This window comes from Mesorhizobium sp. PUT5 (assembly GCF_052216645.1).
Classification (GTDB): domain Bacteria; phylum Pseudomonadota; class Alphaproteobacteria; order Rhizobiales; family Rhizobiaceae; genus Mesorhizobium.
In genome coordinates this window covers 2,806,476-2,818,546 of the sequence record NZ_JBQOSO010000003.1, presented here as the reverse complement: position 1 = coordinate 2,818,546, position 12,071 = coordinate 2,806,476, and the positions used below count along the sequence as shown (strand labels likewise).

12 protein-coding genes are annotated in these 12,071 nt (G+C 66.1%); 8 read left to right on the top strand and 4 right to left on the bottom strand.

Annotation, left to right across the window (positions count from 1 at the left end):
* The first annotated feature begins 47 nt into the window (after positions 1–47).
* From ACTDI4_RS15270 to recJ, 3 genes are all read left to right on the top strand, one after another.
* Positions 48–374 (top strand): hypothetical protein, encoded by a 327-nt coding sequence (locus ACTDI4_RS15270; RefSeq protein WP_442841950.1) that lies wholly within the window; start codon positions 48–50, stop codon positions 372–374.
* A 178-nt stretch (positions 375–552) separates the two neighbouring features.
* The gene (glpX, locus tag ACTDI4_RS15265; RefSeq protein ID WP_442841949.1) at positions 553–1,533 is read left to right on the top strand and encodes a class II fructose-bisphosphatase; all 981 of its coding nucleotides are present in this window, start codon (positions 553–555) and stop codon (positions 1,531–1,533) included.
* Between the two features lie 58 nt (positions 1,534–1,591).
* Complete coding sequence (recJ, locus tag ACTDI4_RS15260; RefSeq protein WP_442841948.1) at positions 1,592–3,376, top strand: single-stranded-DNA-specific exonuclease RecJ; 1,785 nt, start codon at positions 1,592–1,594, stop codon at positions 3,374–3,376.
* Positions 3,377–3,380: 4 nt separating this feature from the next.
* Here recJ and ACTDI4_RS15255 read toward each other — a convergent pair whose 3' ends face one another.
* From ACTDI4_RS15255 to folE, 3 genes are all read right to left on the bottom strand, one after another.
* Positions 3,381–4,352, bottom strand: a complete 972-nt coding sequence (locus ACTDI4_RS15255; protein ID WP_442841947.1) for a patatin family protein — start codon at positions 4,350–4,352, stop codon at positions 3,381–3,383.
* Positions 4,353–4,456: 104 nt separating this feature from the next.
* Entirely contained in the window at positions 4,457–4,912 is a 456-nt protein-coding gene (hisI, locus tag ACTDI4_RS15250) for a phosphoribosyl-AMP cyclohydrolase (protein WP_442841946.1), read from the bottom strand.
* A gap of 123 nt (positions 4,913–5,035) precedes the next feature.
* A complete protein-coding gene (gene folE / locus ACTDI4_RS15245; protein ID WP_442841945.1) occupies positions 5,036–5,671 on the bottom strand; it encodes a GTP cyclohydrolase I FolE in 636 nt (211 codons plus the stop codon).
* Positions 5,672–5,910: 239 nt separating this feature from the next.
* On the opposite strand from folE, the gene ACTDI4_RS15240 reads away from it, so the two are divergent.
* The 4 genes from ACTDI4_RS15240 (at position 5,911) to thrS (ending at position 10,290) form a co-directional block, all read left to right on the top strand.
* Entirely contained in the window at positions 5,911–6,357 is a 447-nt protein-coding gene (locus ACTDI4_RS15240; protein WP_442841944.1) for an iron-sulfur cluster assembly scaffold protein, read from the top strand.
* Between the two features lie 23 nt (positions 6,358–6,380).
* Positions 6,381–6,743 (top strand): membrane protein insertion efficiency factor YidD, encoded by a 363-nt coding sequence (gene yidD / locus ACTDI4_RS15235; RefSeq protein ID WP_442841943.1) that lies wholly within the window; start codon positions 6,381–6,383, stop codon positions 6,741–6,743.
* Between the two features lie 237 nt (positions 6,744–6,980).
* Positions 6,981–8,153 (top strand): serine hydrolase, encoded by a 1,173-nt coding sequence (locus ACTDI4_RS15230; RefSeq protein ID WP_442841942.1) that lies wholly within the window; start codon positions 6,981–6,983, stop codon positions 8,151–8,153.
* Between the two features lie 148 nt (positions 8,154–8,301).
* Positions 8,302–10,290: a threonine--tRNA ligase gene (gene thrS / locus ACTDI4_RS15225; RefSeq protein WP_442841941.1), complete on the top strand. Its 1,989-nt coding sequence runs from the start codon at positions 8,302–8,304 to the stop codon at positions 10,288–10,290.
* 72 nt (positions 10,291–10,362) lie between these two features.
* Here the strand turns inward: thrS and ACTDI4_RS15220 are convergent, their stop codons facing one another.
* Positions 10,363–11,328, bottom strand: a complete 966-nt coding sequence (locus tag ACTDI4_RS15220) for a hypothetical protein (RefSeq protein ID WP_442841940.1) — start codon at positions 11,326–11,328, stop codon at positions 10,363–10,365.
* Positions 11,329–11,474: 146 nt separating this feature from the next.
* Between ACTDI4_RS15220 and ACTDI4_RS15215 the strand changes: the two genes are divergently transcribed.
* On the top strand, positions 11,475–12,071 hold the full coding sequence (locus tag ACTDI4_RS15215) for a nitroreductase family protein (RefSeq protein ID WP_442841939.1): 597 nt from the start codon (positions 11,475–11,477) through the stop codon (positions 12,069–12,071).

Sequence of the window (12,071 nt, the reverse complement as noted above, 5' to 3'; positions counted from 1 at the left end):
TGGCCGGCGCAGGCAAAGCAACTCCAGCCCAAGGAAAGGACCATCGAATGGCAGACCCCATCAAGCCCGAGGACATCCAGGAAGCGATGAAGAAGCAGATCGCCGAGCTGAAGCGCGAAATGAACCGCATCAACAAGACCTTGGCCGAACGCGCCGAGGACGCGGCCGAGCAGGCCGGCGACTGGTACGACGCGGCCTCCGACCGTGCCTCGCGCGCGGCCCGGCAGTTGCGCACGCAGGCGCAGTCTGTATCGGAAGCCGTGCAGCAGAACCCCGGCACCGTGTCGAGCGCCCTGGTTCTGGGCGGCATCGTCGGCTTCATGCTCGGCATGCTGGCCGGACAGGCCGGCTCCAGCCAGCGGCGCTGGTACTGATCCATAGCTTTCCGCAGAAGCGGCCCGGCGTGTGAAAGCGCCGGGTTTTTGCTGTTCAATCGATTGATATTTCTGCCTTTTCGAAAAAGGCCGGGCAGGGCCTTGCCGTTGTCATGTGGCTTTGACAAAAGGGCCTCAATCGCCCTGAAAGCAATGCGCCAATGAGGATCCTTCACCCATGAACATGGCTCACAGCATCGCCGGCCTCGACCGGATACTCACCATGGAACTGGTGCGCGTCACCGAGCGTGCGGCGGTGGCTGCGGCCCGCCTGCGCGGCCGCGGCGACGAGAAGGCTGCCGACCAGGTGGCGGTCGATGCCATGCGCCAGGAACTGAACCGGCTGGATATCAAGGGCACGGTGGTGATCGGCGAGGGCGAACGCGACGAGGCGCCGATGCTCTATATCGGCGAGGAGGTCGGTACTCGGAAGGGGCCGGACGTGGATATCGCGCTGGACCCGCTGGAAGGAACCACCATCTGCGCCAAGAACCTGCCCAATGCGCTTGCCGTGGTGGCCCTGGCCGAGAAAGGCAGCCTGCTCAACGCGCCTGACGTTTACATGGACAAGATCGCCATCGGGCCGGGCTATCCCGACGGCATCATCGACATCGATGCCGAACCCGCCGACAATATCGCCAGGCTGGCTGCGGCCAAGGGCGTGCCGGTTGCCGAGATCACCGCCTGCATCCTCGACCGTCCGCGCCACGCCAGGCTGATCGAAGCCGTGCGCGCCACGGGTGCGGCCATCCGGCTCATCGGCGACGGCGACGTGGCCGGCGTCATCCACACCACCGACCCGGAAGAGACCGGCATCGACATCTACATGGGCACCGGCGGTGCGCCTGAGGGCGTGCTGGCGGCGGCCGCGCTTCGCTGCACCGGCGGCCAGATGCAGGGGCGTCTCATCCTCGACACGCCCGAGAAGGTGGAGCGCGCCGCCCGGATGGGCGTTTCCGACCCCAGGAAGGTTTATCGCGCCGACGAGATGGCGCGCGGCGACGTGCTGTTTGCGGCCACCGGCGTCACCGACGGCAACATGCTGGCGGGCGTGAAGTTCGGCCGCAACTTCATCACCACGCACACCATCGTGCTGCGTTCCTCCTCGCGCACGGTGCGCGAGATCAAGGCCCGCCACCAGGACATGGAAAAGTTTTGATTTCGCTCGATTTGGCGTATTAGCCATCGGGCATGAGAACTCGCAATCGACGGCCGGCATGACCGGCGAAAGACGCTTCTTTCTCGACGTGCGCCGCTCGGCGACCGGCGTGGCCTGGGCGCACCGGCTTTCCGAGCGGCAGGACATGGCCGCCCTGGCCATCGCGCAGGGGCACGGCCTGCCCGACATCGTGGCGCGCGTGCTGGCCGGGCGTGGCGTGAGCGCGCAGGAAGCGCCGCGCTTCCTCGACCCGACCATCCGCGACCTGCTGCCCGACCCGGCATCGCTGACCGACATGGAGAAGGCCGCCGCGCGCATCGCCGATGCGGTGATGCGGCGCGAGAAGGTGGCGATCTTCGGCGACTACGACGTGGACGGCGCGGCCTCCTCCGCGTTGATGAAGCGTTTCCTGGCGCATTATTCGGTGCCGTCGGAAATCTACATTCCCGACCGCATCTTCGAGGGATACGGCCCCAATCCCGACGCCATGCGCGAATTGATCTCGCGCGGCGCGCGGCTCATCGTGACGGTGGATTGCGGCACCAACAGCGCCGCGGCGATAGAGGCGGCGCGCGAGGCCGGCGCCGACGTCGTGGTACTCGACCACCATCAGGTCGGAGGCGCGCTGCCGCCTGCAACCGCAATCGTCAACCCCAACCGCGAGGACGACCTGTCGGGGCAGGGCCACCTGTGCGCCGCGGGCGTGGTCTTCCTGGCGCTGGTGCAGACGGCCAAGCTCCTGCGCGCCCGCCTGCCGGATGCGCCGCCGCCGGACCTGCTGTCGCTGCTCGATCTGTTGGCGCTCGCCACCGTGTGCGACGTGGTGCCGCTCACCGGCGTCAACCGCGCCTTCGTGGTCAAGGGCCTGCAAGTGGCGCGCCAGCAGGGCAATCCGGGACTGGCGGCGCTGGCGCGGATCGCGCGCATCGGCGAGCCTATCGGCACCTTCCACCTGGCCTTCCTCATCGGGCCGCGCATCAATGCCGGCGGCCGAATCGGCGATGCCGCGCTGGGCAGCCGGCTGCTGGCCACCGACGATCCTGCCGAGGCCGAGGCGATCGCCGGCACGCTGGACCGGCTGAACCAGGAACGGCAGGCGATGGAGCAGGAGATGCTGGCGGAAGCCCGCGCCGAGGCCGACGCCGAATTGGCCGGCGGCAACGGCCCGGCCGTCGTCGTGACGGCAAGCGACAACTGGCATCCGGGCATCGTGGGGCTGATCGCCTCGCGCCTGAAGGACCATGCACGCCGCCCGGCATTCGCCATCTCCTTCAACGCCAACGGCATCGGCACCGGTTCGGGCCGCTCCGTGGCGGGCTTCGATCTTGGGCGGCTGGTGCGCGAGGCGGCCGAAGCCGGGCTGATCGTCAAGGGCGGCGGCCACGGCATGGCGGCCGGCATCACGGTGGAGCGGGCGAAACTGGGAGCGCTGCGCGCCTTTTTCGAGGAACGCGCCGCCGCCGACGTGTTCCGGCTCCAGGGCGAGGAGAGCCTGGCCCTGGACGGCGCGCTGGCGGCCGAGGGCGCCACGCTCGACCTGCTCGATGCGCTGGAAAAGGCGGGGCCCTATGGCAGCGGCCACATCGCGCCGTTGTTTGCGCTGCCGCGCCACCGGCTTGTCGACGCACGCCCGGTCGGCACCAGCCATATCCGCGCCGAACTGCGGTCCGAGTCGGGCGGACGCCTGCAGGGCATCGCCTTCCGCGCGATCGATACCGTGCTCGGCGAATTCCTGCTCCGGAACCGGGGCAACGTGCTGCACATCGCCGGCTCGCTGTCCGGCAATTACTGGAACGGCAATCGCAGCGTGCAGTTCCGCATTCTCGACGCCGCCGCGGCGTGAGTCTCTAAACGAGAACCGACTGCAACCGGGTCAGTTCTCCGATCTGGGCCATGGTGGCCTCGTAGCCCAGCCGGATCGCCTCGTCGGCGCGGTGGAACTCGGTCAGTCCGATATGGCTGAGCTTGGGCTGCAGCGACATGTCCGGCGGGTCGCCGGCCAGCCGTGCGCGCGAGATGCGGTCCTGGATGATGTTGAACGCTTCCACCATCACGCCGGTGATGCCGAGGCGGGATTCGCGCGTCTGGTGTGCTTCCTCGGCGGCGCTGACCGAGGGCACCTGTTTTTGCACGACCAGTTCCCCGGCGCTGTGCTTGATGACGGCGGCGCGGCCGAACAGGTCGTAATGCAGGTTCACCGCCACCACCAGCGGCTGCTCGTAGGCACGGCAGACGGAAACCGGCACGGGATTGACCAGCGCGCCGTCGACCAGCACGCGGCCGTTGCAGTTCACCGGCTCGAATACGCCCGGCAGCGCATAGGAAGCGCGCATGGCGGTGATGAGCGAGCCATTGGACAGCCAGATCTCGTGGCCGGTCCGGATTTCTGCGGCGACGCAGACGAAAGGCTTCGGCAGCGTCTCGAAACGCGTGCCGGTCATGTGCTCGCGCAGCCTGGCATCCAGTTTCAGGCCGCCGAACAAGCCGCTGCCGCGCAGGTTGAGGTCGAGCAGGCCGAAGATGCGGCGGCGCGTCAGGCTGCGGGCGAATTCCTCCAGCTCGTCGAGCTTGCCGGCGAGGTAGCAGCCGCCGACCAGCGCGCCGATGGACGTGCCGGCGATCATGGAAATCTCGATGCCGGCCTCGTCCAGGGCCCGCAGCACGCCGATATGGGCCCAGCCGCGCGCGCAGCCGCCCCCCAATGCCAGAGATATCCCGGTTTTCCTGACAGGCGCGGGTTCGACCGTGCCGAGCGTCGAGGACAGGCCGTTGGCTTCCCGAACGTCCGGTCTGCTGCGCAATGACGCCCATTCGAGCATCACACTCTCCCTTGTCCCGCCGCCAGCCTAGGACAGCTTACGTATCGAAATCGTGAATCCGTGTGGCGGCAAGGGGTGGAAGGTTCACAAATGCTTTCGATATGTCAGGCGGGCTTGCGATAGGTTTCATTCGCATCGAAGACAGGGCCGCTGCCGTCGGCGGCAAGCGTCCCCTTGCCGCCGACCAGCCCCACCGTCCGATAGAAGCAGGAACGCCGGCCGGTGTGACAGGTTGCATCGTGTCCCGAGACTGTGACCTTCAGCCACACCGCGTCCTGGTCGCAGTCGGTGCGCATCTCCACCACGGACTGCACGTTGCCCGAGGTTTCGCCCTTCTTCCACAGCGCCTGGCGCGAGCGCGACCAATAGTGGGCGATGCCTGTCTCCAGCGTCAGCGCCAGCGCCTCGGCATTCATGTGGGCCACCATCAGCAGCAGGCCGTCCCGGGCATCGGTGACGACCGCCGTCACCAGGCCGTCCGGCCCGAAACGCGGGGTGAAGGCGTTCCCCTCCTCGAGCTGCTTCTTGTCCGGCGATGCCGGCGGAAATGAAACTGGCATGTGCGACCCTGGCAAATTCAAACCTGCGCGCCCGGACCGGGCGCGGCGTCATGGCCACAAGGATATGGGCATGAACTCGACGGGAAATCGATTCCGATTTTCGCGGTAGCGCGGATAGGCCGTTCAGTATCTGCTGCCGCGCACCATCATGGCAAAGCGGACCTGCTCTTCCGGGTTGTCCTTGAACACGCCGGTGAAGGTGGAGGTCAGCGTGGTGGAGCCCTGCTTGCGAATGCCGCGCATGGCCACGCACATATGCTCGGCCTCGATCATGACGGCAACGCCGCGGGGGGTAAGCACGTCCTGGATGACGCCGGCGATCTGCGCCGTCATGGCTTCCTGCGTCTGCAGGCGATGCGCGAAGATGTCGACCACCCGCATGATCTTCGACAGACCCACCACCTTGCCATCCGGCAGATAGCCGACATGGGCCTTGCCGATGATCGGCACCATGTGATGCTCGCAATGCGAGTGGAACTCGATGTCCTTGACGACGACGAGATCGTCGTAGCCGGCAACCTCCTCGAAGGTGCGGCCAAGCTCGTCGGCAGGGCACTTGTCATAGCCGTCGAACATCTCGCGAAAGGCTTTCGCCACGCGCTTGGGCGTGTTGACGAGGCCCTCGCGCTCGGGGTTGTCGCCGGTCCAGCGCAGCAAGGTGCGCACGGCGGCCTCCACTTCCTGCTGGCTCGGGCGGTCGGTGACCGGCCTGTCCATGTAGGAGGAGGCGGGCATGATCTTCTTGATGACGGCATCCATAAAAGGAGTCTCCCGTAGTCCCTCTCGACGGAGGGACGAGTTGAACGGACCACTGCCCTTTACGGCACCATCCGCGGTTGCGGGCCGGAAGCGGCGTGACACGGCAGGTTCCGGGAGCATAGACGCATCAGTCGCCTTGCGGTTCCCGAAACACAACCATTATATATGGGTTGGCGTTGCGAATGAAAGACGCGCCGGCGGCAAATGCTGTGCGCCGTTGGGTGCCGGACCGGAATATTATGATAGACGACGTCTACAATGCGAAAATTCTCGGCTTTGCCGGGAACATCGCCCGCATCGGCCGCCTCGACCATCCCGACGCCTCTGCCAAGGCGCATTCCAAGCTGTGCGGCTCGACCGTGACCGTCGACCTCGACATGGCGGACGGCGTGGTGACCGACTTCGCCCATGAGGTGAAGGCATGCGCGCTCGGGCAGGCTTCCTCGTCCATCATGGCACGGCATGTCGTCGGCGCCACGGCCGCGGAGTTGCGCGCGGTGCGCGAGACGATGCTGAAGATGCTGAAGGAGAACGGGCCGCCGCCCGATGGCCGTTTCGCCGACCTGAAATATCTGGAGCCGGTGCGCGACTACAAGGCCCGCCACGCCTCGACCATGCTAACCTTCGACGCGGTGGTGGACTGCATAGACCAGATCGAAAAGAAGCGCGCCGAAGAGGCGGCCTAGGGGCAGGACCCTAGCCGAAGCGGATGGTGCATCCTCAGCCGGTCTCCCGTTCAACCTATTCCAGAAACTACTCCGGCCCCTGGCGCAAAACCCCGGGCCGCGTGCTGGGAACGCTTCTGGTGCGGCTTTATCAGCTCACGCTTTCCGGCTTCGTCGGCAACACATGCCGGCATTTGCCGACCTGTTCGGAATATGCCTATGAGGCGATAGCCCGCCATGGCCTGTGGGCTGGCGGGTGGCTGGCCCTGTTCAGGGTTGCCCGTTGCGGGCCGGGCGGCACCTGCGGCATCGACAACGTGCCGGAACGGTTGCTGTCACGCTATCGCTGGTACTTTCCCTGGCGCTACCGCCGCGCCGGAAAGATGAGGGGCGATCCGGAGGCTTGACACACGCATATCCGGAGTCGATGCGATTCCAAATCGTTAAAAATCTACTCATAATTTATTAATATTTCGTATCGGATATTCGATCCGGCGTCTTCGTTTGCAGGATCTTGATGTCTTGGTCCTGCGGCGTCTGCTCATGTGAAGATTTAAGCTCGTCATATTGTTCGTCTGACGGGAATATACTTGTATTTGTAGTCGAGAGGGGATTGCATGCCGACCATCCGTTTAGGACAGCGCATGCGCAATTTCTGCGCCGCTCTTGTGGCCTTCGCTGCCGTTTCAAGCAGCGCAGGCGTGGCGATGGCGGACGTCTCGTGGGCTGTCCTCGACGCCGACCGCGGCGTGTTCCTGGGGCAGGACGGTGGCAGCCGCACCCGGCCGCCGGCGTCTCTCGCCAAGATGATGACGCTCTATCTCACTTTCGAGGCCATCCGCGACGGCCGCCTGCGCTGGGACGACCGGATCGTCGTTTCCCGCAACGCCTCGATCAAGATCCCCACAAAGCTGTGGGTCAAGCCGGGCGACACGATCAGCGTGCGCGAGGCGGTCGACGGCATGATCATCATCTCCGCCAACGATGCGGCCGCGGCCGTCGGCGAGCACCTTGCAGGATCGGAAGCCGCCTTCGGGCGCATGATGACGCAGCGCGGCAAGCGGCTCGGGCTGAAGAACACGGTCTTTTCCAATCCGTCGGGGCTGACCGACGGGCGCAAGCAGACGACCACGGCGCGGGACATGGCCCTGCTTGGAATGGCGCTGCAGCGCGATTTTCCCAAGGAGTACCGGCTGTTCTCGCAGCCCTCCTTCGTCTTCCGCGGCAAGTTGCGCAAAGGCCACAACAATCTCATGTACCGCTATGACCGCGTCGACGGCATCAAGACCGGCTTCACCAGCGCGGCCGGCTACAATCTGGCGAGTTCCCTCAATACGAACGGCCGCCGGCTCATCGGCGTCGTGCTCGGGGGCAAGACGGCGCGCAAGCGCGACGACCGGATGGCGGCGCTGCTGACGCGGTTCGGCGGGCAGGCGGCGCCCGTGCCCGTGCGGCAGCCTCAGATAGCCATGCAGGTGCCTGTGCCCGCGCCCAGGCCGGCTGTGGGGCTGGCGGCCGACGATGTGCCGATCGAGCAGGGGGACGGCGGCTTCCCGGTGCCGGGCTTCTCCGCCTGGCAAATCCAGATCGCAGCGCTGCCGAGCCTTGCGGCGGCCCGTAGGCTTCTGGACAAGGCGGCAGCGCCGGTCCGCTCGATCGAGGCGGGCGCGACGGCCTTGGTCGAGCCGACCACCACAAAAGGCAAGACGCTCTACCGGGCGCGCTTCGACGGCTTCGTGGACAGGAATGCAGCCGGCCGGGCATGTGCCGCGCTCAAGCAGCGGAAATTCGACTGCATCGCTGTCGCCGCGCCCTGACGGCATCGGACAGGCGGGCGAAAAACGCCCCGACCCGAAATCGCCCCGGCTTTACTCCGGCGCCAACAGACACTATCAGACCGGCTTCGGCGACCGCGCCGTATCGACCACCCGCGCTCGTTTGCGGGACTGGACAGGAGAAAAAACCGTGTCGAATTCCGTTTCCCTCACATTTCCCGATGGCTCCGTGCGCGACTACGATGCCGCTACGACCGGCGCCGCGCTCGCGGAATCCATTTCCAAATCCCTGGCCAAGAAGGCGGTCGCCTATACCTTCGACGGCACCCTGCGCGATCTGTCCGATCCGCTCGGCGCTTCCGGCAAGGTCGAGATCGTCACGCGCGACGACCCGCGTGCGCTGGAGCTGATCCGGCATGACGCCGCCCACGTACTGGCCGAGGCGGTGCAGGAATTGTGGCCTGGAACGCAGGTGACCATCGGTCCTGTGATCGAGAACGGCTTCTACTACGACTTCGCCCGTAACGAGCCCTTCACGCCGGAGGACTTCCCCGCCATCGAGAAGAAGATGCGCGAGATCATCCAGCGCAACAAGCCGTTCAGCAAGGAAGTCTGGTCGCGCGACAAGGCCAGGCAGGTCTTCCGCGACAAGGGCGAGGCCTACAAGGTCGAACTGGTCGAGGCGATCCCGGAAGATCAGGACCTCAAGATCTACTATCAGGGCGATTGGTTCGACCTGTGCCGCGGCCCGCACATGGCCGCCACGGGGCAGGTGGGCAATGCCTTCAAGCTGATGAAGGTGGCCGGCGCCTATTGGCGCGGCGACGCCAACAACCCCATGCTGACGCGCATCTACGGCACCGCCTGGGCCACGCAGGAGCAGCTCGACCAGTATCTGCACATGCTGGAGGAGGCCGAGAAGCGCGATCATCGGCGACTGGGGCGCGAGATGGACCTGTTCCACTTCCAGGAGGAGGGGCCGGGCGTCGTGTTCTGGCACGCCAAGGGCTGGAAGATGTTCCAGAACCTGATTGCCTATATGCGCCGCCGCCTCGGCGACGACTACCAGGAGGTCAACGCTCCGCAGGTGCTCGACAAGAGCCTCTGGGAGACGTCGGGCCACTGGGGCTGGTATCAGGAGAACATGTTCGCGGTGAAGTCGGCCCACGCCTTCACACACCCGGAAGATCCCGACGCCGACCAGCGCATCTTCGCGCTGAAGCCGATGAACTGCCCCGGCCACGTCCAGATCTTCAAGCACGGCCTGAAGTCCTACCGCGATCTGCCTATCCGGCTTGCCGAATTCGGCAACGTCCACCGCTACGAGGCCTCCGGCGCCCTGCACGGGCTGATGCGCGTGCGCGCCTTCACGCAGGACGATGCGCACATCTTCTGCACCGAGGACCAGCTCGAGGCGGAGATCCTCAAGATCAACGATCTGATGATGTCGGTCTACAAGGATTTCGGCTTCGAGGAAGTGGTGGTGAAACTGGCCACGCGACCCGAAAAGCGCGTCGGCACGGATGCGGCATGGGACCATGCCGAAGACATTCTGAGGCGCGCGCTTGCCCGCATGGCGCGCGAGGACAACCGCATCAAGACCGGCATCAACGAGGGCGAGGGCACCTTCTACGGGCCCAAGTTCGAATATACGCTGAAGGATGCGATCGGCCGCGAATGGCAGTGCGGCACCACGCAGGTGGACTTCAACCTGCCCGAACGCTTCGGCGCGTTCTATATCGGCGCCGATTCGGAGAAGAAGCAGCCGGTGATGGTGCATCGCGCCATCTGCGGCTCGCTGGAGCGCTTCCTGGGCATCCTGATCGAGAGCCATGCCGGCCAGATGCCGCTGTGGTTCGCGCCGCTGCAGGTGGTGGTGGCCACCATTACCTCCGACGCCGACGACTATGCGCGGCAGGTGGTGGCTAGGCTGAAGCAGGCGGGGCTGGCGGCCGAAGCCGACCTGCGCAACGAGAAGATCAACTACAAGGTGCGCGAGCACAGCCTGGCCAAGGTGCCGGTCATCCTGGTGTGCGGCAAGCGCGAGGCGGAGGAGGGCACGGTCAACATGCGCCGGCTGGGCTCGCGCGACCAGACCTCACTGTCGCTCGAAGAGGCGGTTGCCGCCCTGGTCGACGAGGCGACGCCGCCGGACCTGAAGCGCCAGCACGCCGGCTGACGGAGGCGGTTGCGCCAATAGCGGCGGCGGAGCGATCCGCCGCCTCCTTCACGGCAAAGTCAGCGAAAAAGATCAGTCGGCGCCTTCGTTCGGGTCGATCGCCGAGGCTTCGGAGGCAATGACCTCGACCTCCTCGTTGTGGCCGGCCGTCACGGCGATGTCCTTCTGGTAGATGCGGTCGCGGTTCTTTGCGATCACCGTGTAGTCGCCTTCCGCCAGCACCATCGGCGCGAAGGCGCTCACCGCCTCCTTGATCGAATCGCCGGCTTCGTTGAGCACCGACCACGACGTATCGGCGATCGCCTCGCCACCGGCTTCACGCACCAGCTTGAGCGTGATTTCGGCCGCATGGTGCTCCACCGTCGCCTCGGTGAGCTTTCCCGCCTCGACGCGGATGTCGGAGCGGATCACGGCGTTCACCGACCCATAGGTGGAAACGACGTGGTAAGTGCCGGCGTTCAGCCGCACGACCGCCCTGGGCTGGACGTCGGGCACGATGAGCGCATGGTCGCCGCCGGTTCCGGCACCGCCTTCATAGATGGAAAAGCGCAGCTTGTCGGGTGGGATGCGGATGCCGCCCGAAAGCACGGCGTCGAGTTCCAGCCCGCCGGCGTCGAGCACGAGGTTCTCGCGCCTCGCCTGCTTGCTCACGGTGATGCGCTTGGTTGCACCGGCGCGGCCGTACGAGGCATGCACGAGGTAGCTGCCGGGCTCCAGTTCGAATATGGCGGTGCCGCCATGCGCGGAGGCCACCAGTGGCAGCTTGCCGTCCGGGCCGGGCTCGGGTTTGAACACCCGCCAGGCAAGGCCGCGCGAAATGTCGGCGCCGTGTTCGGTCAGTTGCGCGCTCAGCGTGACTTCGCCGCCGCTCCCCTGCGCCAGCGAACCCTGGCCGCGCGGCGGCACGTAGCGCGAGATGCCGGGCAGGGCGAGGTCGCGAATGACGTCCTTTTCCTGCGCATGGGCGCCGGGCATCGGCGCGGCAAGCAGCGCGATCCCCAGCAGCGGCAGCAAAAGGCGGCGGACCCTCTCGAACATCGCTTGCGTTGAAGCCCAAGGCGGTGGCAATTTCAAGGCCCTTGTCCCGGCCTTTGCGCAGGGAACCACCCCGGCGCCTCGGGCGCCCCGCCAGAGCCGCCCTTGCGACGCGCGCTTCAGCCCAAAATCCAGGAGAGTTTGCCCAAATGACCTCGTCTATCGTCGATTTCCTGTTGAAGCGCAGTTCCGTGCCCATCCCGGAACTGCGCGCGCCGGCGCCGACCGATTCGGAGATCGCCACCCTGATCGCCGCGGCCAGCCGTGTGCCCGATCACGGCCGACTGGCGCCGTGGCGCTTCATCCTCTACCGCGGCGACGCGCGCGAAGAGATCGGCCGCAAGCTCGCCGCCCTTGCCGAACAGCGCGAGGGGCCGTTGCCGGAAAACCGCCGCAACCAGGAATTGACGCGGTTCTCGCGCGCGCCGCTGGTCATCGGCGTCGTGTCGAGCCCGAAGGAAAGTCCGAAAATCCCGCAATGGGAGATGTTCCTGTCCGGCGGCATGGCGGCCATGAACCTTATGGTCGCAGCCAACGCGCTGGGCTACGGCACCAACATGATCACCAACTGGTATTCCGACGTGCCGGAGGGCCGGGCGATCCTGGGGCTTTCGCCGCAGGAGCGCGTCGTCGGCTTCGTCCATATCGGCACCTATGAAGGCACGGCGCCCGAACGGCCGCGCCCGGATCCGGCGACGCTTTATGGCGACTATTCCGGCCCGTGGTCCGGCCCGTGGGAGGGATAG